This is a genomic window from Mesorhizobium silamurunense (assembly GCF_014843825.1).
Lineage (GTDB): Bacteria > Pseudomonadota > Alphaproteobacteria > Rhizobiales > Rhizobiaceae > Mesorhizobium > Mesorhizobium silamurunense.
Genome location: NZ_JHQR01000368.1, coordinates 1 through 21,305, shown reverse-complemented (window position 1 = coordinate 21,305; position 21,305 = coordinate 1). Strand labels below are relative to the sequence as shown.

General features: G+C 64.1%; 20 protein-coding genes. 4 read left to right on the top strand and 16 right to left on the bottom strand.

All coding sequences use genetic code 11. The annotated features are described in order from the left end of the window. Nucleotides 1-58: 58 nt before the first annotated feature. From DH10_RS33520 to DH10_RS33505, 4 genes are all read right to left on the bottom strand, one after another. Nucleotides 59-1,669, bottom strand: a complete 1,611-nt coding sequence (locus DH10_RS33520; protein ID WP_192385817.1) for an ABC transporter substrate-binding protein — start codon at nt 1,667-1,669, stop codon at nt 59-61. A gap of 64 nt (nt 1,670-1,733) precedes the next feature. Further along, nucleotides 1,734-2,426 (bottom strand): HAD-IA family hydrolase, encoded by a 693-nt coding sequence (locus tag DH10_RS33515; RefSeq protein WP_376774849.1) that lies wholly within the window; start codon nt 2,424-2,426, stop codon nt 1,734-1,736. A gap of 268 nt (nt 2,427-2,694) precedes the next feature. Beyond that, complete coding sequence (locus tag DH10_RS33510; protein WP_192247192.1) at nt 2,695-4,068, bottom strand: aspartate aminotransferase family protein; 1,374 nt, start codon at nt 4,066-4,068, stop codon at nt 2,695-2,697. A gap of 113 nt (nt 4,069-4,181) precedes the next feature. Further along, complete coding sequence (locus DH10_RS33505; RefSeq protein ID WP_192247190.1) at nt 4,182-5,021, bottom strand: GNAT family N-acetyltransferase; 840 nt, start codon at nt 5,019-5,021, stop codon at nt 4,182-4,184. A 318-nt stretch (nt 5,022-5,339) separates the two neighbouring features. Between DH10_RS33505 and DH10_RS33500 the strand changes: the two genes are divergently transcribed. After that, nucleotides 5,340-6,008 (top strand): haloacid dehalogenase type II, encoded by a 669-nt coding sequence (locus tag DH10_RS33500; RefSeq protein ID WP_192247188.1) that lies wholly within the window; start codon nt 5,340-5,342, stop codon nt 6,006-6,008. Between the two features lie 16 nt (nt 6,009-6,024). Further along, on the top strand, nt 6,025-7,299 hold the full coding sequence (locus tag DH10_RS33495) for an NAD(P)/FAD-dependent oxidoreductase (RefSeq protein ID WP_192247186.1): 1,275 nt from the start codon (nt 6,025-6,027) through the stop codon (nt 7,297-7,299). 23 nt (nt 7,300-7,322) lie between these two features. Here DH10_RS33495 and DH10_RS33490 read toward each other — a convergent pair whose 3' ends face one another. The 6 genes from DH10_RS33490 to argE form a co-directional block, all read right to left on the bottom strand. Next, entirely contained in the window at nt 7,323-8,780 is a 1,458-nt protein-coding gene (locus tag DH10_RS33490) for an NAD-dependent succinate-semialdehyde dehydrogenase (RefSeq protein ID WP_192247184.1), read from the bottom strand. A 17-nt stretch (nt 8,781-8,797) separates the two neighbouring features. Continuing rightward, nucleotides 8,798-9,841: a tartrate dehydrogenase gene (locus DH10_RS33485; protein ID WP_192247182.1), complete on the bottom strand. Its 1,044-nt coding sequence runs from the start codon at nt 9,839-9,841 to the stop codon at nt 8,798-8,800. Nucleotides 9,842-9,851: 10 nt separating this feature from the next. Then, complete coding sequence (locus tag DH10_RS33480; protein WP_192247180.1) at nt 9,852-11,315, bottom strand: aldehyde dehydrogenase family protein; 1,464 nt, start codon at nt 11,313-11,315, stop codon at nt 9,852-9,854. A gap of 152 nt (nt 11,316-11,467) precedes the next feature. Next, nucleotides 11,468-11,821 (bottom strand): cupin domain-containing protein, encoded by a 354-nt coding sequence (locus DH10_RS33475; protein WP_192247178.1) that lies wholly within the window; start codon nt 11,819-11,821, stop codon nt 11,468-11,470. A gap of 23 nt (nt 11,822-11,844) precedes the next feature. After that, a complete protein-coding gene (locus tag DH10_RS33470; RefSeq protein WP_192247176.1) occupies nt 11,845-12,768 on the bottom strand; it encodes a 2-hydroxyacid dehydrogenase in 924 nt (307 codons plus the stop codon). Between the two features lie 10 nt (nt 12,769-12,778). Next, nucleotides 12,779-13,903, bottom strand: a complete 1,125-nt coding sequence (gene argE / locus DH10_RS33465) for an acetylornithine deacetylase (protein ID WP_192247174.1) — start codon at nt 13,901-13,903, stop codon at nt 12,779-12,781. A 230-nt stretch (nt 13,904-14,133) separates the two neighbouring features. Here argE and DH10_RS33460 point away from each other — a divergent pair, with 230 nt between their 5' ends. After that, nucleotides 14,134-15,036 carry a GNAT family N-acetyltransferase gene (locus DH10_RS33460; protein ID WP_192385816.1) on the top strand — a complete coding sequence of 301 codons (903 nt, stop codon included), beginning with the start codon at nt 14,134-14,136 and terminating at the stop codon, nt 15,034-15,036. 51 nt (nt 15,037-15,087) lie between these two features. Here DH10_RS33460 and DH10_RS33455 read toward each other — a convergent pair whose 3' ends face one another. From DH10_RS33455 to DH10_RS33440, 4 genes are all read right to left on the bottom strand, one after another. Further along, entirely contained in the window at nt 15,088-15,240 is a 153-nt protein-coding gene (locus DH10_RS33455) for a hypothetical protein (protein WP_192247170.1), read from the bottom strand. A 61-nt stretch (nt 15,241-15,301) separates the two neighbouring features. After that, the gene (locus DH10_RS33450; RefSeq protein WP_192247168.1) at nt 15,302-17,194 is read right to left on the bottom strand and encodes an ABC transporter ATP-binding protein; all 1,893 of its coding nucleotides are present in this window, start codon (nt 17,192-17,194) and stop codon (nt 15,302-15,304) included. Continuing rightward, nucleotides 17,194-19,056, bottom strand: a complete 1,863-nt coding sequence (locus DH10_RS33445) for an ABC transporter ATP-binding protein (protein WP_192385815.1) — start codon at nt 19,054-19,056, stop codon at nt 17,194-17,196. The genes DH10_RS33450 and DH10_RS33445 overlap by 1 nt, the downstream gene beginning before the upstream one ends. Before the next feature lie 233 nt (nt 19,057-19,289). Continuing rightward, nucleotides 19,290-19,634: a hypothetical protein gene (locus tag DH10_RS33440; protein ID WP_192385814.1), complete on the bottom strand. Its 345-nt coding sequence runs from the start codon at nt 19,632-19,634 to the stop codon at nt 19,290-19,292. Between DH10_RS33440 and DH10_RS33435 the strand changes: the two genes are divergently transcribed. Further along, nucleotides 19,623-19,877, top strand: coding sequence for a DUF768 domain-containing protein (locus tag DH10_RS33435; protein ID WP_192252572.1), 255 nt, complete (start codon nt 19,623-19,625; stop codon nt 19,875-19,877). The two genes, DH10_RS33440 and DH10_RS33435, sit on opposite strands and share 12 nt — an antisense overlap. Before the next feature lie 62 nt (nt 19,878-19,939). Here DH10_RS33435 and DH10_RS33430 read toward each other — a convergent pair whose 3' ends face one another. Then, nucleotides 19,940-21,058, bottom strand: a complete 1,119-nt coding sequence (locus tag DH10_RS33430; RefSeq protein WP_192252575.1) for a DmpA family aminopeptidase — start codon at nt 21,056-21,058, stop codon at nt 19,940-19,942. Between the two features lie 7 nt (nt 21,059-21,065). Continuing rightward, a partial coding sequence (locus DH10_RS33425; RefSeq protein WP_343221665.1) for an exodeoxyribonuclease VII large subunit occupies nt 21,066-21,305 on the bottom strand: 240 nt, incomplete at its 5' end.

The following is a 21,305-nucleotide window of genomic DNA, read 5'->3' as shown; positions in this document are numbered from 1 at the left end:
AACAATCTTGCGCAATGCAGTGCCGGGGGCCGGCTGACCGGTCCCCGGCAAGCGCCTCTTAAGCTTCGAGCCAGAGGTATTCCGCCATTGCGTAGCCCATCATGCCACCGAGCGGGTTCGCCTCCAAACCCTTCACCTTGCTGGAGAGGGCATCGACGTTGGAAATGTAGGCCGGGATGATGGTGCCCGCCTCCTCGGAGATCATGGTCTGCATTACGCCGTAGATTTCCTTGCGCTTGGCCTGGTCGAGCAGGCCTCGCGCCTCGACGAGCAGCTTGTCGAACTTCTCGGACTTGTACTGGCTTTCGTTCCACGGCGCGTTGGAGGCGTAAAGCAGCGAGAACAGGATGTCCGGCGTCGGGCGTGGATTGATGTTGCCGAAATGAACCGGCGCCTTGAGCCAGTAATTGTCCCAATAACCGTCGGATGGGACGCGCTGGACATCGAGCTTCATGCCGATATCCGCGCCGGCGGCCTGGATGATCACCGCCATGTCGATCGACGAGGTCGCGGCGTCCGAGGCGACCACGGGGATGGACTGGCCGAGCAGGCCCGCCTTCTGGAAGTGGAACTTCGCCTTGTCCGGATCGAAAGCCTTCGGCTTGAGGTCGGCATTGTGGAAGATGTTCGCCGGCGAGACGGGCTGGTCGTTGCCGATTTCGCCGAGGCCGCGCAATGCCGATTTGACGATCTGCTCGCGGTTGACGAGATACTTCATGCCGGCGACGAAGTCGGCCTTGCTGCCCGGATCCATGTCGAGCCGGATGTTGAGGTCCGTGTAGTTGCCCGAGGTCGTCTTCGACAGTTCGAAGCCCTGCTGGCTCCCCAGCAGCTTCATTGCGCGCGGATTGATCGAGGCTGCAAAATTGATATCGCCGGAAAGCAGGGCGTTGACGCGGGCGCTGTCGTCGCTGATGGCGATGAATTCGAAGGAGTCGAGATAGGGCTTGCCCGACTTCCAGTAGTTCTTGTTCTTGGTGACCACCGAACGGACGCCCGGTTCGAACGTCTGCAGCACGAAGGCGCCGGTGCCGTTGCCCTTGGAGAAGTCGGTGGTGCCGTCGGCCACGATCATGAAGTGATGCAGCGCCAGGATAGTCGGGAGGTCGGCATTCGGATCGGCGAGCGTGATCTCGACGGTCGACTTGTCGACCGCCTTGAAGCCGGTCATCTGTGCGGCGATCTTGGCGACCTTGGAGCCGACCGCTTTATCGAGATGGCGCTTCAGCGAGAAGACGACGTCATCCGCGGCGAGGTCCTTGCCATCGTGGAAGGTGACGCCTTTGCGCAGCTTCACGGTCCAGGTCTTGGCGTCCTTGCTGTCGAAGCTTTCGGCCAGCTCCATCTGCGTCTTGCCGTCCTTGTCGAGGAAGGTCAGGCGGTTGTAGAGCGAGCAGCAGCGGACATAGTCGGTTGAGAGCGACGCCTTCGCCGGATCGAGCGTATCGGCCGTGGAGGACGACCAGCCGGCCGCCTTGAAATTTCCGCCGGAAACCGGCGTGGCGGCGACGGCCTGGGTGGCGCGGCCAAGCACCACGCCGCCCGCGGCAACCGCAGCACCGCCGGCCAGCAGCATCTTGAGGAGTTCTCGGCGGCTTGCGCCCCGTCGAATGGCGTTTTCGACCATGGCGTCGTCTGCCCTGGTCCAGTTCGTGATCTTGTCGGTCATGTCATTCCCCTTTCTGTCGGTTTCGTCGGTATGCTCGTCTTGCTGCGGCTTTCCGGGTTTGGGCTCAGGTTCGTTCCTTCAGGCTTTCCCGCACGGCCGACGCAAGGGCGGCCATTGAGGTGAAGTGGTAGTCCGGCACGGTGAAGCGCTCGGGCTCGATCGTGCCGCCGTAGCCCTTCTGGGTGTGCCGGCGCTCGATCCAGCAATTGGTCATGCCAAGCGCCCGGGATATGCCGATGTCGTGATACTGGCTTTGGGCGACATGCAGGATGTCGTCCTTGCCGTCGCCGCGGGAGGCGACGAAATCGAAGGCCTTCTGGAAGAAGGCCGGGTCCGGCTTCTCCGTGCCGGTATCGTCGGCCGTGAAGGTGGCGAAGAAGGGCGATCCGAGCTGCTTCTCGAAATGGTCGAGCGCCCAGCGCCGGGCATTGGTCATGGCAATCAGCTTGTGAGACTTCGCAAGGTCGGCCAATGCCGCCGCGCTGTCGGGAAAGCCCTGCCAGAGGCTGGCGGAATCCCGCAGGCGCAGGCCGTATTTCTCCTCGACCGGCAGGCCGAGCCGCGGCGCGATGACCATGTAGACGCGTGCGAGATCGTCGGGGAATAGGGCGGCATCGGGCATGTAGCGAGCCTGCCGGTAAAGGGCCAGCGCCTCTTCACCGTCGATCGAAACGCCGGCCTCGGCGGCAATTCCGGCCAGGCAGTTTGTGATGCCGCCTTCGAAGTCGATCAGCGTGCCGACCACATCGAAGGTCATGTATTTGAATTCGTTAAAGCCCCTGGCCAAGACTGGCTCTCCTCTGCGCGCGGCCGAATTGCATGTGCTGAACAGAACATAATTCCGTGCTGTCCGGGGCGTCGGCCTTGTTTGAAAGCCCGGAAATTCGAGCTCTCTGGCCTGTTCTTTAAAAGCAGTCTGGCACTTCCCCCGCGCTGGATTCGCCGAAAAGCCGCGAGGCAGCGGCACAAAATTGCGAAATCGTCTGCCCCGGCGATATTTCGAGATGCGAAAAATGCGTCGGCCTTCATGCAAGGGCCTGGCGGACATCGGCATCGTCCAGCGTCTGGTCCAGCGTTCGGCGCGTGCGCTCGATGATCGCATCGACGTCGCTGTCCGTGCAGCAGAGCGGGGGGGCATAGCCGAGAACCCCATGCGCAAAGGCACGGATGATGAGGCCGTTGTCCCATGCTCTGTCGAAGATTCGTCGCGCCGGCATGGCCGAGGCCGGAAGGGGCGTTTTCTTCTGTTTGTCGACTACCAGCTCGATTGCGGCAAGCATGCCGCGACCGCGCACATCGCCGACCAATGGGTGATCGCTCAGGCCCGACAGGCCCGCCATCAGGCGGGCGCCGGCCCTGGCGCCGTTCTCCAGCAGGCCGGCTTCGTAGAGCTTCAGCACCTCGAGCGCGACCGCGGCGCTGACGGGATGCGCGGAATAGGTGTAGCCGTGGCCGACGGCCGAGCCGCCCGCGCCATCGGCGATGACGTCGTAAACATGATCGGCCATGAACACGGCGCCCATTGGAACATAGCCCGAGGTCAGCCCCTTCGCGGTCGTCATGAAATCGGGAACGATGTCCTCGTCCGTGCAGGCGAACAGAGGCCCGGTGCGACCGAAGCCGGTGATCACTTCGTCGGCAATGAACAAGATGCCGTATGCCCGGCAGAGTTCGCGCATCGCCTTGATCCAACCCTTTGGCGGGACAATGACACCGCCCGAGCCCTGGATCGGTTCGGCATAGAAGGCGGCGACCCGCTCCGGCCCGATCTCCTCGATCTTGGCCCCCAGCGCGGCGAGCGATGCGGCGATAATCGCGTCGCCGTCTTCGCCAAGCGGATTGCGATAGGGATAGGGGGAGGGGATTTTGTGCTGCCATTCGAAGGGGATGCCGAAGCCGGCGTGGAAGGCCGGCAATGCGGTCAGCCCGGCGCCCACCACCGACGACCCGTGATAACCCTGCTCGATCGAAATGAACTGGTCGCGCTTTGGCTCGCCCCTTGCATTCCAATAGTAGCGGACGAAACGGATGGTGCTGTCGACCGCGTCCGATCCGCCAAGCGTGAAATAGACGTGATTGAGATCCCCGGGCGCGCGCTCGGCCAACTCCGAGGCGAGCCGGATGGCTGGCTCCGAGCCGAGGTCGAAATAGGCGGTGGCATAGGGAAGCTCGCGCATCTGCCGGGCCGCCGCCTCGACGATGCTGTCGTGGCCGTAGCCGGCATTGACGCACCAGAGCCCCGCGAAACCGTCGAGGAGTTGCCGGCCCGACGCATCGGTCACCGTCGCGCCCTTCGCCGATTTCAGCACGCGCACGCCGAGAGCCTCATGGCCGCGATATGAGGAGACCGGATGGATGAGATGGGCGCGATCGAGTTCGATCAGGGAATTGGCAAGCATTGTTGTCCTCCGGACTAGAGCGAGATGACGCTTCCTTGAATCGTCACTTCGCCCTAAGGTTTTGTTTTTGAAGCATGATCTTCTCCGAAAAGTGAAACTTTCGAGATCATGCCCTACCCGAGCGCCTGGTTGGCGAGTGCGTAAACTTTTGGCCTGATCTGCTCCGCGTCCTTCTTGGGCGGACGGTCCATGGCCACGCCGCCGCCGACATGGGCGAGGCCGATTTCCGCGAGCCAGCCGGCGATGCCGGTCCTGCTGTCGGTATCGACGCGCAGGAAAGCGCCGGGACGCGACGCGGCGAAAAAGCCGATCAGGGCCCTGGCGTCGTCGGCACCTCCCGCAATGACCGGACCGATCACCTCGCCGCGTCCGAACGGGCGGATCGCCGCATACGCCTCGATGGTGCCGTTGCGGCGGATGACGGCGAATTGGCCTCGCTCCGCCAGCGCGTCAATCAGGGTTTCTCGGTCAGCGCCATAGGCGTCACGGTCCAGCGCCTTGATTTCCGGCAGATCACCGGTACCTGCAGCCTCCACGTCCTTGGGCGCCCCAAGCGTTGCGACATTGCCCTGGTGCTGCAGGATCGTGCCTGACGAAACGAAGCCGAGTTTTTCATAGAGAGGCATGCCGTCGGTCGTCGCGACGAGCCGCAGCGGGCGGTTTCCGGCAAGGGCGAAGGCCTCGTCCATCAGCCGGCGCCCGAGCCCCTTGCCTCGCGCGTTCCTGTCGACGATCACCATGTTGATCATGGCGCAATCCGCGCCGTAGGGCGTGACCAGGATGGTTCCGGCCACCCGGCCCTGGTCGTCGAGCGCGACAGCGCCGCTCGAAAGCTGCAGCGCCATCTGCCAGTCCTGCGGGCGATGCGGCCAATTTTCCTGACGAGACAGTGCCACCGCGCCCTCGATATGGTCCGGTCTGAAGTCCTGGAGCTCGATCTCGCCTTGCTGCATGAGGCATCCTTCCATCTGCCCCAAGTCTCGGCCATCGGCGCGCCGCAGATCGTCTGAAGGTTTCGACTTCGGCAGTATCATTCGCCGTTGCGCAGGGGGTGCGCCGCATCTTGTGCTGGCGTCTATCGAACTGGATGTGCTTCACGCCACCGACCGGCGCATCCATCGGGGCTCAAGATGCTACAGCGTGCCAAACCTGATGGCGGATACGGAACTTTCTGCTTTAGGGAGGCGCTTTTCGATCAGGTGGCCCGCCGCCTGCCGGCCTATGATGAAGACATCCCAGCGCGGATGTGCTTCCACCGGAGATCGACGGACATGGTTTCTTTCAGGCCCAAATACATCACCTTCGACTGCTACGGCACGTTGACCAATTTCCAGATGGCGGAAGCGGCGCGCGACCTCTACGGCAGCCGGCTCGACGAGCCGCGCATGCAGGAATTCATCAAGAATTTCGCGGCGTACCGGCTCGACGAGATCCTGGGCGACTGGAAGCCCTATGCCGATGTCGTCCACAACGCGCTCGAGCGTGCCTGCAAACGCAACAGCGTCTCCTTCAACTCCGACGACGCCAGGATGGTCTATGAGCGCGTGCCGACCTGGGGTCCCCATGCGGACGTTCCGGCCGGGCTGGCGAAGGTCGCCAAGGAAATTCCGTTGGTGATCCTGTCCAACGCAATGAACGTCCAGATCATGTCCAATGTCGAGAAGCTCGGCGCGCCGTTCCATGCCGTCTATACTGCCGAGCAGGCACAGGCCTACAAGCCCCGCTTCAGGGCGTTCGAATACATGTTCGACATGCTGGGCTGCGGTCCCGAAGACGTTCTTCACTGTTCGTCTTCGTTCCGCTACGACCTGATGTCGGCGCACGACCTCGGCATCAAGAACAAGGTCTGGGTCAACCGCGGCCACGAACCGGCCAACCCGTATTACGGCTATGTCGAGATCGCTGATATTTCCGGTCTTCCGGGCGTGGTCGGGCTTTGAAACAGGCGGATTGCCGATGAAGTTGGTCTCCTACTGGCACGACACCGCGCCTGTCTTTTCCGGTGGGGCGCAAGGCCCTGTCGAAGGGCACTACGATGCCGCCATCATCGGCGGCGGCTTCACCGGTCTCGCCGCCGCGCGCCAGCTGGCGAAGGCCGGCGCCAAGGTGGCGGTGCTTGAGGCGGAGCGGGTGGGCTGGGGCGCATCCGGGCGCAATGGCGGGCATCTGAACAACGGCCTCGCCCACAGTTACCTTTCGGCCAAGGCGGAGCTCGGCAAGGAACGCGCAATCGCGCTCTACCAGGCGCTGGACGATTCTGTCGACACGATAGAAGCGCTGGTCGCGGAGGAAGGCATCGACTGCAACTTCCGCCGCGCCGGCAAGCTGAAGCTCGCCTCCAAGCCGCAGCATTTTGAAGCGATCGCGCGCAACTTCGAGGCCGTCCATGCCGAGGTGGATCCGGATACGGCGCTGCTGTCGCCGACCGATCTCAAATCCGAGATCGGCTCGTCCTTCCACGGCGCGATGCTGTCGAAGAAGAGCGCCATGATGCATATGGGCAGGTATGTGGCCGGGTTGGCGACAGCCGCGGTCCGCCACGGCGCCGCTATCTACGAGGATGCGGCGGTGACGGATCACAGGCAGTCCGGCGCTCGGCATGAACTGACCACATCACGCGGCCGGATCAGCGCTGACAATGTGCTGGTGGCGACCGGCGCCTACACCACGCCGAATTTCGGCTATTTCCGCCGCAGGATCATTTCCGTGGGCAGCTTCATCATCGCCACGCGGCCGTTGAGCGACGCCGAGATCGCCGCGACCATGCCGGGCAACCGGACATGCGTAACCTCGATGAACATCGGCAACTACTTCCGGCTTTCACCGGACAACCGCCTGATCTTCGGCGGCCGCGCACGTTTCTCGGCCACGTCGGACCAGCGCTCCGACGCCAAGAGCGGACAGATATTGCGGGCAGGCCTCGCCGCGATCTTCCCGCAGCTCGCCAAGGTTGAGATCGATTATTGCTGGGGTGGGTTGGTCGACATGACCAAGGACCGCTTCCCGCGCGCCGGCTATCATGACGGAGTCTGGTACGCGATGGGCTATTCCGGCCATGGCGCCCAGCTTTCCACTCATCTCGGCATGATCATGGCCGATGCCATGCTCGGCCGCGAGGACCGCAATCCGATGAAGGGTGTCGAGTGGCCTTCCATCCCCGGCTATTCCGGAAAGCCCTGGTTCCTGCCGATGGTCGGCCTCTACTACAAGGCGCTCGACCGGGTTCAGTGATCGTCGATCCGGCGTGGTTGGGCTTAGCCCAGCCCGCCCATGTGAAAACTCTTCAGCTCGAGATATTCCTCGATGCCGGCCTGCGCGCCCTCGCGCCCGAGGCCGGACTGCTTGACGCCGCCGAAGGGGGCTATCTCCATCGAGACCGAGCCGGTGTTGAGCCCCACCATGCCGAACTCCAGCGCCTCGCCGACGCGCCAGGCGCGTTTCAGGTTCTCGGTGTAGAAGTAGGAGGCAAGCCCATAAGGCGTGCCGTTGGCCAGCGCGATCGCTTCCTCTTCCGTCTCGAAACGGAAAAGCGGCGCCACCGGGCCGAAGGTTTCCTCGCCGGCGAGTTGCATCTCGTTCGTTGCGCCGGTAAGCACCAGCGGCGCGACATATTGAGGACCGTCCGGCAACGCCGGCCTCGTTGTCACGATCTCAGCACCTTTGGCTAGCGCGTCCTCGACATGGCGATTGATCTTGTCGACCGCCGCCATGTTGATCATCGGCCCGATGGCGACGCCGGGCTGCGTGCCGGGTCCCACCGTCATGGCGTTGACTCGGGCGCTGAGCTTCGCGGCGAAGGCTTCATAGACTCCGGCCTGGACCAGGATGCGGTTGGCGCAAACGCAGGTCTGGCCGCCGTTGCGGAACTTCGAGGCGAGCGCGCCCTCGACGGCAAGGTCGAGATCGGCGTCGTCGAAGACGATGAAGGGCGCGTTACCGCCGAGCTCGAGGCTGAGCCGCTTCACGCTGTCGGCTGCGCCGCGCATCAGCAGCGAACCGACGCGCGTCGAGCCGGTGAAGGAGATCTTGCGCACGGTCTCGTTCGCCATGATCTCGTTGCCGATCTCGGACGGCATACCGGTGACGATGTTGATGACGCCAGCGGGAATGCCCGCCCGTTCAGCGAGCACGCCGAGCGCCAGCGCGGAATAGGGCGTGAACTCGGATGGCTTGATGACCACCGTGCAACCGGCGGCCAGCGCCGGCGCGACCTTGCGGGTGATCATCGCATTGGGAAAATTCCAGGGCGTGATGATGCCGCATACACCGACCGGCTCTTTCAGGATGATGATGCGGCGGTCGTGCGTGGGCGAGGGGATGGTGTGGCCGTTGATGCGGCGCGCCTCCTCCGCGAACCATTTGACGAAGGAAGCGCCGTAGCGGATTTCGCCTTTGGCCTCGTCCAGCGGCTTTCCCTGCTCCGTTGTAAGGATGAGCGCAAGATCGTCCAGATGCTCCAGCATGAGGCCATGCCAGGTCTCCAGAAGGGTGGCCCGTTCGGCATGGGTCTTCTTCTTCCAGGCCCGGTAGGCATTGTTCGCGACATCGACGGCCTCGCGGGTTTCTGGGCCAGCCATGTCGGGCACGGTGCCTATCGTGGTCTGGGTCGCTGGATCGATGACATCGACCGTCCTGCCGGAGCCGGCCGCGACCCATTTACCGCCAATCAGGCCGGCCTCGCGGAAGAGACTTTTGTCTTTCAAGCTTTTCATCGAAAACGACCTTGCAATCAGGTGAGCGCCGCGACGACGGCGGCTGTGATGGCGTCCGTGCGGTCCTTACCGGCAAGGGTGCCTATGCCTCTGGTGGTTGTCGCCTCGAGCGCCTTCATGACGCGGCTGGCTGCGTCCGTCTCGCCCAGATGATCGAGCATCATCGCGCCGGACCATATGGCGGCGATCGGATTGGCGATGCCGAGATGGGCGATGTCGGGCGCGGAGCCGTGCACCGGCTCGAACATGGATGGCGCCGAGCGGTCGGGGTTGATGTTGGCGGAGGCCGCGTAGCCGAGCCCGCCCTGGATCGCCGCGCCGATGTCGGTGAGGATGTCGCCGAAGAGATTGGATGCGACAACAACGTCGAGGCTCTCCGGCGCCATGATCATGCGCGCCGCGAGCGCGTCGACGTGATAGCTCATCACTTCGACATCTGTATACTCTGCAGCCAGCTTCCGCGTGATCTCGTCCCAGAAGACCATCGAATATTTCTGCGCGTTGGACTTCGTGACGGAAGCAAGTTTCCCGCGCCGCGCCCGCGCCTGCTCGAAGCCGAAGCGCAGGATGCGCTCGACGCCGGCGCGGGTGAAGATCGAGGTCTCCACCGCGACCTCGTCCAGCGTCGCTTGATGCACGCGCCCGCCGGCGCCGGAATATTCGCCTTCGGTGTTCTCGCGGATGCACAATATGTCGAAGCTCTCGGCCCGCAGCGGCCCCGTCACGCCCGGCAGCAGGCGGTGCGGCCGGATGTTGGCATATTGCACGAACGCCTTGCGGATCGGCAGAAGCAGGCCGTGCAGCGAGACGGAATCCGGTACCTCCGACGGCCAGCCGACGGCGCCGAGCAGAATGGCGTCAAAGCTGCGCAAGGTCTCGATGCCGTTCTCGGGCATCATGCGGCCGGCCTCCTTGAAGAAGCGGCAAGACCAGGGAAACTCGGTTCCGGTTAAGGCAAAGCCGGACCGTTTGGCTACCGTTTCCAATACCGTCCAGGTGGCGCCGGTCACGTCGCGGCCAATGCCGTCACCGGGGATCAGGGCGATCGAATAGGACTTCATCGGCATCTCTTCACAGGCTGATCAGGACGCTCTTGGTCCTGCGGTTGGCGAGATAGGCCTCGCGGCCGAGGTCCTTGCCGATCCCGGAGCGCTTGTAGCCGCCGGTCGGCAGGATATGGTCGCGCGAGCGGCTGTAGCGGTTGACCCAGACGGTTCCCGCTTCGAGCTTGCGCGCGAGACGGATCGTGCGGGACAGGTCGGCGGTGAACAGACCGGAAGCCAGTCCGTAGGTCGGGTGGCTGGACAGCGCCAACGCCTCGTCCTCGGTCTCGAAGGTCTGGACGGTCAGGACCGGGCCGAAGATTTCCTCCACGATCGCCGGATTGTCCTGGTCGACATTGGCGATCAGCGTCGGCTCGTAGAAGTAACCGGGGTCGTCCATGGCGCTGCCGCCGGTCAGGCATTCGCCGCCGGCCTCGACGGCGGCCCGCACGATGCCGTCGACACGTGCCCGCTGCCGCTGCGAGATGATCGGCGAATACTGCGTGGCCTCGTCCCAGGTCGGGCCGGGACGCGCCTCCTTCATCCTCTCCAGGATGGCGGCCGTCAGCCTGTCGGCCACACTTTTTTCCGCGATCAGTCGCGTGCCGGCCACGCAGGCCTGGCCGGCGTTGAAGGTGACGCTGCCGGCGATCGCTGCCGCCGCCTTGCCCAGATCGGCATCGGCAAAGACGAGCTGAGGACTCTTGCCGCCAAGCTCCAGCGTCATCGGCTTGATGCCGGTGCGGGCGACGTTCTCCATGATGGCTGACCCGGCGCGGGTCGAGCCGGTGAAGCTGACCTTGGCGATCTCGGGATGGCCGGTCAGCGCCGTGCCGGTCGTCGGCCCATCGCCGAGCACAACGTTGATCAGTCCAGCGGGCAGCCCTGCTCTGACGGCAAGCTGCGCCATGTAGACAGCCGAAAACGGCGTCATTTCCGACGGCTTCAGCACGACTGCATTGCCCGCGGCGAGCGCCGGGCCGAGCTTCCAGCCGGCCATCGAGATGGGAAAATTCCAGGGCGTGATCGCGCCGACCACGCCATAGGGTTCGCTCATGATCATGCCGAGACTGGCGTCGTCGGTCGGCACCAGGTCGCTGCCTTCCTTGTCGGCGAATTCGGCGAAGAAGCGGATCTGCTCGGCGGTGACGGCGATGTCGCCGGCGACGAGCTGGCCGACGGGCCGGGTCGAAGACAGCGCCTCGATCCTTGCGAGCGTTTCAGCTTCCGCCACGATCAGATCGGCCCAGGCCTGCAGCGCCCTGGTGCGCTCGCGCGGCCGAACGCCGCCCCAGTTGCTGGCCTTCAGCGCTGACTTGGCGCTCTCCACAGCACAGTCCACCAAGTCCACATCGGCCACGGGGGAGGCCGCATAGGCCTTGCCATCGGACGGACGGCGCATCTCGATCGCACCCGCAGCCGAAATCAGTTCCCCGCCGATGAAATGGCCAACGGGGAGGAGAATCGTGTCCGGATCGAAGCTAAGGCTCATGGGGGCGACCACTTTCCAGCATCAACCAGACCCTAGCGCTTGCTGGCGCGCAGCATGCGCTGTTCGGCGATCCGCCGCCGATGAATGTTGCGTGCTGGGGGCAAGGGACAGCAAAATCTTCCGCGAAGGTCAGCGCCTGACCCGGACGCTCGCTACCCTACCGTCACGTAGATCTTGCGCACCGTCTCGATGGTTTTCCAGACACCGGTGAAGCCAGGCTTCATCACGAAGCTGTCGCCGGCGCGGTACGTCACTGCCTCGCCAGAGTCGGGCGTGATTTCGACCACGCCGGAGAGGATGTGGCAGAATTCGAACGTCTCCCCTTTGATCGAGCGCGTCTCGCCCGGCGTCGCCTCCCAGACGCCGGTATGGACGAGGTCGCCTTTGGCGACATCCTGCGCCCAGGTCTTGAAAGCGGGGTCGCCGGCAATCAGCCGGTCGGGCAGCGCCTTGGATGCCCGCGGCTGGAAGGCTGGGTCGGTATCGACGGTCTTGAGCAGGGACAAAGGATGGCCTTTCCAGTTGGAGTTCAATAGCCGCGCGAACGGTCGACGAGCCCGACGGGATCGAGACCGGCGCGGTGGCGCCTGATGTTGTCGATGACAGCGCGTGCGGCGGTCGCCGGCTGGGTCACGCTGGCGACATGCGGCGTTAGGATGATCTTGCGATGCGACCAGAACGGGTGGCCCGTGGGCAGCGGTTCGGGATCGGTCACGTCGATCATCGCCGCCGACAGATGGCCGCTGTCGAGCGCGGCGAGGAGCGCGGCATGGTCGAGCTGCGGCCCCCGGCCCGCCTGGACGAGCGCCGCGCCTCCGGGCAGTTTCGCGAACAGGTCGGCGTTCAGAAATCCGCGCGTTTCTTCCGTCAGCGGCAGCAGGCAGACCAGTATGTCGCTGACCGCGAGCATTTCCTCTAGCCCGGGCTCGCCGTGATGACAGGTCACGCCCTCGATCCGCCGCGGCGAGCGGCTCCATCCAGCGAGCGGGAAGCCGAAGGGTTTCAGCCGGTCGAGGACGGCCTCACCGAGCTGCCCGAGGCCGAGCACGCCGATCCGGCGTGCCCTGGCCTGGAGCTGCGGGATATCTCGCCATTCGCCGGCGCGCTGCTGGGCGAGATAGGCCGGCAGGTTGCGGTGCAGGGCGAGCACGGCCAGCATCACATATTCCTGCATCATGCGCACGATGCCTTCCTCGATCATGCGCACGACCTTCACCTTCGCGGGCACCGCATCGAAGCGGAACTGATCGACGCCGGCGCCGATGGAGAACAGGACTTCCAGATTCCTGTAGCGGGCGAGGTTCTCCGGTACGGTCCAGGTGATCAGGTACCGCACCGCGTCGGGATCGACCGTCTCGGCATCCATGGCGAAGGGGAGGTCCGGTAATTCCGCGGCGAACGCCTCGGCGAAGATCGCGCCGCGTCGCGGGTCGGAATTGAACAGGAAGGTCATTCGGTTCCCTTCAAGCCGAGCAGCGGGCACCCAGTGCTTCGATCATGCGCTGGCAGGCGGCGAGCTCGCTGGCCAAAATATATTCGTCCGGCTTGTGGGCGCGGCCGATATCGCCGGGTCCGCAAATGATCGCATCGAAGCCGGCGGCCTGGTAAAGCCCGGCCTCGGTGCCGTAGCTGACGGCGGCGACTGGCGCTTCGCCGGTCAGCTCGTGCAACAGTCCCGCCAGCGCCGCGTCTTGCGGCAGCGACAGTGCCGGATAGGTGCTGATCGGCATCCACTCGACCTGAAAGCCTTCGGCTGCACAGGTTTCGGCGATCGCCTTGATGGGGGCGAGCAGGCTGGGCGGGTCGACGCCGGGTACGGCGCGCGCCTCCAGCTCCAGCGTGCACGTGTCGGGGATGATGTTGACCGACTGTCCGCCCGCGATCACGCCGGCCTGCAGCGAGGAATAGGCTGGTTCAAAGGCCGGGTCGAACGGACCCTGCCTCAGCCGATCCGCTTCGCTGACGGCCGAGCACAGCACATCGGCCATGGCATGGACGGCATTGAGCCCGAGGTCGGGCCGCGAGGAATGGCCGGAGCGCCCTTTGATGATCACACGGGCGGCCGCCTTACCCTTGTGGCCGCGCACGGCGCTCATGCCGCTCGGTTCGCCGACGATGACGCCGAGGGGCTTCGCGCAAAGCTCGGGCAGACGGGCGATCAAATGCGGCACGCCCCGGCACCCGATCTCTTCATCGTAGGAGAAAGCGAGGTGGATCGGTCTGGCGAGGCGCAGCCGCGCGAGCGCAGGCACGGCCGCGAGAGCGGCGGCGAGAAACCCCTTCATGTCGGTGGTGCCGCGTCCGTAGAGCCGCTCGCCCTCCCGGCGCAGCGAAAAAGGGGCCGAACTCCATTTCGGCTCACCGGCGGGAACGACGTCCATGTGACCGGACAGGATGTAGCCCGGGACGTCGGCGGGGCCGATCGTCGCGAAAAGATTGGAACGGTCGCCTTCCGGTCCTGGAAGCAGAATGACCTTCGCTCCTTGTTCGGCGAGATGGGCCTCGATCCAGCCGACGATGTCTCCGTTCGCCCTGCCAGCGACCGATGGAAAGGCAACGAGACGGTCGAGGATGTCTAAGACGTCCATTCCAGCCCTCAAGGCATTTAAGGTTCACCGGCAATCGATGCCGCTTGCTGGTGAATTTCCGGAGAGGATGTGTGCGTTCCTTCGCGATTGCATGCCGAAAGCGGAAGTGTTTCAGTTGAATCTTGCGTTGATGCAGGGCTTTCGAGCAAATCGTATGGGGTTTGCTTGTCTAGCGTTGGCGGGTACGGGCGGTCTGTCGCCCGTTGATTTTTGAGGGTTCTTTCAGGGCCATGAAAGTGAAGCCGTCCGAAAGCTTGAAAATCGATGCCTTCTCGATGCGTATCGGCGACGTCCAAGATGTCGACTTGGACCGATTGCACGTGCTCTCGCTGTCGGTGGGATGGCCGCATCGGGCCGAGGACTGGCAATTCCTGCGTGAATCGGGACAAGGCTTCGTGGCGCTCGATGAGATCGGCCGGGTTCTCGGTTCGGCCATGTGGTTCCCGCATGGCGCCGGTTTCGCCACCGTGGGGATGGTCATCACCTCGCCGCGTCTTCAGACGCTCGGGGCGGCGCAGTGGCTGATGAAGCGGGCCCTCGAGAAGGTTGCCGGACGCGATCTGCGCCTAAATGCGACCCGTGCTGCAAGGCGGCTCTATCTTTCGCTCGACTTTCAGCCGGAGAAGACCGTCTACCAGTGCCAAGGGGTTGTCCATCCGATCGGGTCGGCGAGCATGGAAAAGGCGGATAGCGAGGTGCGGCGATTGCGGGCGGAGCATGTGCCAGCGATCATCGCGCTCGACACTGCCGGTTTCGGGGTGCGCAGGGAAGCGCTTGTCCAAAAGCTGTTCGACCAGTCAGTCGGCTACGGGCTTTTCGACGATGGGGCGCTTAAGGCCTTCGCCCTGTGCCGCCCGTTCGGCCGTGGCCACGTCGTCGGTCCGGTCGTGGCGGTGCAGGATGCCGATGCCATCGCGGTGGTTCGGCCGCACGTGGCCGAGCATTCGGGCGGCTTCCTGCGTGTGGACACCCATATGGAAAGCGGCGAGTTCGCCGCATTTCTGTCGCACAGCGGAATGCCGGTCTTCGACACCGTTCTGACCATGTCGTCAGGCAAACGCCTCGCCGATTTTGCCGTCGGCGACGGAGTTGGGCCGATAACCTATGCACTGGCCAGTCAAACGCTTGGGTAGTTCAGTCCACGACGCGGGCCGTCGCGGCTGTCCAGCTTCGCAAGGCCCGCATCAAGCGCCGGCAAGCTCGAGCGGGGGCAGGTTTGCCTTCGCGGGCTCCAATTTGATGTAGCAGGGGTTCGCATCCTCTTTCAGCTTCTGCAACTGCAGGCGCGTCTTGGCGCGAAGGACCGGGTCGATGGGCTTGTCGGCTTTCTCCTGCACCGCGCTCAGGATCTTGGCTGCTTCGTCCTGCGCCAGGCTGCGGCCCAGCCCATACTGGCGGCTACGTCGCTTTGCCGGCCACTGCGTCCATTCCCATCTCCTCCTCGGAAATGTCGTCGAACGAGGCGTAGTTCATGTTGTAGAGGCGGGCGTAGAGGCCCTTTCGTTCCATCAATTGTTCGTGGTTGCCGCTTTCGACGATCTCGCCGTTCTGCAAGACGATGATGCGGTCGGCGCCGCGGATGGTGGCCAGCCGGTGGGCGATGACGAGCCCGGTCCTGCCTTCCAGCAGTTTTATCAGCGCCTTCTGGATCAGCATCTCGGTGTAGGAATCGATGCTGGCCGTGGCTTCGTCGAGCACAAGGATCTTGGCGTCGGCCACCAGCGCCCGCGCGAAGCTGATCAACTGCCGCTGGCCGAGCGAGAGATTGCCGCCGCGTTGCTCGAGTTCGGTGTCGTACCCGTCAGGCAGCTGCTCGATGAAGTCGTGCGCGCCGACGGCTTTCGCCGCACGAACCACCTCCTCGCGGGTTGCCCCGGCCTTGTGATAGCGGATGTTCTCCAGAACCGTTCCGGAAAACAGAAACGGCTCCTGCAGCACCATCGCCATCTGTTCCCCAAGCGAATCCTGCGTCAGGTCCCGCACATCGTGCCCGCCGACCAGAACCTGACCCGACCACACGTCGTAGAAGCGGTGCGCCAGCGCCATGGAGCTCGACTTGCCCGAGCCGGTCGGACCGACAAGCGCGACCGTTTCGCCCGGATTGACGCGGAAGCTGACATTCTTCAGCACCGGCTGGTTCCGCCGGTAGCCGAAGGTGACGTTCCTGAACTCGACCGAGCCGTCCATGTCACGCGACAGCGCCACAGCGCCTTGCCTGTCGGCGACGTCCACCGGCACGTCGAGCACTTCGGAGATGCGCTGGCCTGAAGCCATGGCGCGTTGCATGACGCTGTACTGCATGGTGAGCGAGCGGATCGGATCGAAGAAGCGCTGGATGTAGAACAGGAACGCCACCATGACGCCGACGTCGAGGCTGTGCGACAGCACCATCGAACCGCCGACGACGATGACTGTGGCCATGGCGATACCGGTCAGCGTGTCGACGATCGGCACCATCACCTGCGCGTATCTGGCCGATCTCAGATGGGCATTGAGATTGGCCAGCACCTTTTCGTCATAGAGCTCGAAATTGACGTGCTGGCGCTCGAGGCTCTGCACGGTGCGCACGCCGTGAATGCCTTCGGCGAGCGCCCCGTTGGCGATCGAGTTGGTTTCGTGCGCGGCCATGAAGGCGACCTTGGCGCGCGGCAGCCAGAACAGGCGAACGATGAACAGTATCGGCATGGTCGAGAGCGTCAGCAGCCCGAGCCGGAAATCGAGCCACAGCAGGACGCTGACGATGCCGAACAAAAGCACGATGTCGCCCACCGACATGACCGATGTCTCGAGGAATTCCTGCATCGAATTGACGTCGCCCTGCAGGCGCGACATCAGCCGGCCAACCTCGGTCTTGTCCATGAAGCTCAGCGAAACCCGCTGCAGATGGCCGAACATGGCGCGGCGCAGGTCGGAGAGTACGTTCTCGGCCACCTTGCCGACGACGCTCTCCTGAGCATAGCTCGCCGCATAGTTCACAAGGATGACCGCCGCGAAAGCGCCGGTCGCCCAGACCATCACCGATCGGTCCAGCCTGCCCGGCGCCATGCCGTGGTCGATGGCGTAGCGGATGACCAGCGGGATCGCCAATTGCGTCAGCGTGAACACCAGCACCGCTCCGACCGAGATGAAAATCCGGCCTTGATAGGGTTTCACGAAGCTCCAGATGCGCCGCACGATGCGCGGATCATAGGCCTTGCCGAAAACCTCCTCCTCGTCGCGGTGCGAGCCGACGACCGCCTTTGCCGGCCGCCCTCTGGTGTCTTCCTTCTCGTCGTCGCGCGGGTCCGACATCACGCGGCTCCCAATGCGGCGGGTCGGTCGTCGTCGGGCCGCAGCTGCAGGTCGTAGAGCGCGCGGTAGCGCCCGCCGAGCGCCAGCAGCTCCCCATGCGTGCCGCGCTCGACGATCCTGCCACCTTCCACGAACAGGATCTGGTCAGCATGCATCAGTGAGCTCAGCCGGTGCGAGATGATGAGCGTCACGCGATCCTTGGCGAAGCGTTTCATCGCCGCGCGGATCCGCTGTTCGGTGCCGGCATCGATGGCCGCGGTGGAATCATCGAAGACCAGCACCGAAGGCCGCAGCATCAGGCTGCGGGCGATGGTCAGGCGCTGCCGCTGGCCGCCGGAAAGCGACGCGCCGCGTTCGCCGACGATCGTGGTGTAGCCGGACGGAAGCCCGATGATGTAGTTGTGCAACTGGGCGGATTCGGCTGCCCGCTCGATGCGGGTCTCGCGCGCCCAGGGATTGCCGTAGGCGATGTTGTTCTCGATCGAGGTCGTGAACAGGAAAGCGTCCTGCTGCACGACCCCTACCACCTTGCGCAGCGACTGCAGCGTGACCTCGCGGATGTCCTGGCCGTCGATGGTGATGGTGCCCGAGCTCGCATCGTAGAAGCGCGGGATCAAATGCGCGATGGTCGACTTGCCGCTGCCGGGCGGGCCGACAATACCGATGGTCTGGCCGGGCCCGGCCTCGAAGGAAATACCGGACAATGTCGGCCGGCCGCCTGAGCCCGGATAATGGAAGCCGACATCCTCGAAGCGCAGCACGCCGTCGGTGACGACGAGGTCTCTGGCACCCGGCGCATCCTTGATATCGAGCTCGGTGTCGAGCAGCTCGAACAGCCGCGTGCCGCAGGTCGAGGCGCGTGCGAACGAGTTGACCATCAGGCCGAGCTGGCGCACCGGCATCTGCAGGATGGTCATGAACGTGAGGAACTGTGCCAAAGTGCCGACGCTGATTTGACCCGACATCACCTTTTGGCCCCCGAACCAGAGCACCAGGCCCATGGCCACCAGGAACGAGAAGTTCATGGCGCTGGTGTTGCTGACGCGGATATCGACTCGCTCGTTGGCGAGGCCCAGCGCATCCTGCTTGGCACGGTCGAATTTCTTGAGCTCATGGCGTTGCGCCGCGAAAGCGCGCACGACGCGGATGCCGCCGAGATTCTCGTCCATCACCCGGCTCAGCACCGACAGTCGCTGCTGCAGGGTCAGCCAGGTGCTGCGCAGCCTCAACTGGGTGACGGAGGAACGCCAGGCAACGAAGGGCACGAAGCTCAGGCTGAGCACCCCGAGCACGAGATCGGTGCTGATCAAGAGATAGGCGCCGACGCCGATCAGCACGCCGAGCAGGACAACGCGCAAGACGCCGGTGGAAAAGAACATGCGCACGCCGTCGAGATCGAGCAGGCCGAGCGTGATCAGATCGCCGGTGTGGACCCTGTCGTGGAAGGCAAAGCTCAGACGCTGGATCTTCTCATAGAAGGCCAGGCGTAGTTCATAGCCGGTCCGATGGCCGACCGCCTCGCCGCAGTAGTTCTGCGCCATGGTGAAGAGGCCGCGCAGCACGCTGACGACCAACAGCGTGAGAGCGGTGTTCCAAAGCGCGTGCTGCGCGGCGGCGCCGGCACCCTCGGCCATCACGCCTTGCGCTTGATCGATGGCGCGCCCCAGCAAGCGTGGAATGAGAAGCTGCAGCGTCGCGGCTATGAAGGTCGAAACGATGGTGATCGCGACTTGCCAGGGGTGGCGCAGCGTCATGCGCATGATGCGAAGCAGGGTGCTGAGACCCTTTCCCCAGGAGGCTTCCGCCACATGGGCAAAGGATTTGCCGCGCTCCGGTGCGCTGCTTTTTGCATCCGTATGCAAAGGGAAATATCCAAACAGATCCGAACATTAGCCCGGACGAATGAAGCAGACTCAGTGTGAGCGGTGTGATGTTACGCGTGTCCCGCTTGAGCGTTCAAGGGCCAATGACGGCATCGCACCTGTGCCTGGCGAGCGCGACCGCTTGCCCTTGTGATCCGAGCCTTGCTTGCCCGGCTGACGTGGCGGAAAGAAGCAGGGACGGCGAGTGGAGTCGACATTGCGTGAGGATATCACTATATAGCGGCGGCTTTCGGTTTCTCGCCCTTTTGGCGCGCCTGCGAGATCGCCGTAAATGCGTTGCCTGTTGTGACGGAAATCGGTCTGAAAAACCGGGAAAAAGCAAGCAGAAACAAATAGAGCGGATCTTTGACGATCCTGGCCAAAGCATCATCATCCTCAGCAATCTGAACGTGTTCCCTGAACCCTCCAATTCCTTTCCCTGTGTGGACCTTGGGCAAAACGTCTTGCCGGCCGAGGCCGACTCGGCTCGAATGGAGCGTGCATACTTTGGCGGGATGGGGGCGTTCATGACTACCAACCGGCATTGCCGCTAGGGAAGAAGCAGTATGAGTGAACATGCCATCGAGTTCTTGCGCGGATGGATTGGCGAAAAGGTCCATTGCCAGCATTCGCCGGCCAAGATCGAGAAGCAGGCCGAGACCCTCGCCGAGGAGTGCTGCGCCAAGGCAGCCGAGGAAGGCATTCTTCTGGAGGATATCCAGGAAGAAGTCGGCGACATCAAGGAACTGATCGCATCGCGGCTCGAGGAAGTCGCCGAAGAGAGCGAGCAACAGACGACGTCGGACAAGCCGTCCGAGTGAGATGCCGGTCCCGGCTTGAGCCGGGAAAGACAGGCATGGTTCAGCCGGATCTTGCCTCCGGCTTACCCGAATTTCTCTTTGAGCCATTCCTTGGGCAGCGCCGGCACGAAATTGCCGTCGCGCCCCGTCATGTCCTCATTGGCGATGAGCGCGCTGAGGATCGCTTCCTCCACCCCCTGCACGACAGCATCGAAGAACGGGTCGATATCGACGTCAGGGATGAACTCCGCGCGGGCGATGCGGCCTGAAGCCGCCAGCGCTGCCTCGGGATTGGCGGTCGAGAAGGCGAGAAAGATATCGCCTGAGCTGTGGTAGCCGTAGCCGCCGGTCATGGCGATGCCTAGCGGCACCCGCCGGGCGAGGCGCTTCATCTGATGCGGCAGGAACGGCGCGTCGGTGGCGACGATGGCGATGATCGAACCCTTTTCGGCGCGCGCCGTGGCCTCGCGGATCGCCGGTTCGGTGAGCTCCGGCTCGATGCGCCGGCCACGGATGGTGAAGTTGCGCCGCTTGCCGAAATTGGCCTGCACGAATACGCCGAGCATGTAGCGGCTGTTCTGCCATTCGACAATGCGCGAGGCGGTGCCCGATCCGGCCTTGAAGCCGAATGCGATCATGCCGGTGCCGCCGCCGACGCTGCCTTCCTCGATGGCGCCGCCTGTTGCACTGTCGAGTGCCGCGGCGACATGTTCGAAGCCGACATGATGGCCGTTGATGTCGTTGAGGAAACCGTCATAGGTCTCCGCCGCCACCGGCAGGCCCCAACCGCTGTCGAGCGCCGCCGGCAACACTTGGTTCATCCAGCGCAGCGTGCCGTCACGGGTGACGCCGCATGAATGGGTGTTGGTGATGGTGATCGGCAGGTTGAAGGCGCCGGTCTCCTCGATAATGTGCGTGCCGGTCAACTCGCCATTGCCGTTCTGGCTGAACACGCCGGCAAACACCGGTGTCGCAAGCTCGCCTCGCGGCCGCGGCAAGATAGCGGTCACGCCGGTGCGAACCGGCCCCTTGCCGACCTGGAGCGGGCCGTCGCCGGCAATCAGCGTCGTATAGCCGACCGTGACGCCCGGCACGTCGGTGATACAGTTGAAGCGGCCGGGCGTGCCGTCCAGGGCTATCCCGAACGAGCGCAGACGCGGCTTGCCAGATGGCGTGCGAAGATGCGGGTCGCTGCTGCTCATGCCGTCCTCAGAACAACGAGCCCTGGTTGCCGGGCTCCTTGGCCTTGCCCGAAGGTTTGGCGGCCAGCTTCGGCCGCGCCCCGCCGCTGGTGGCGATGGCCTCGGCATTGCCATCGGCGAATTCCAGTTGCAGTGCCGCACCGGGGGCCAGCTCCGCGACGCGCTTGATGACGGCGCCGTCGGCGTCCTTGACCAGCGCGAAGCCGCGCGCCAGCACGGCCTTGTGCGAAAGCGTGGCGAGCAGCCG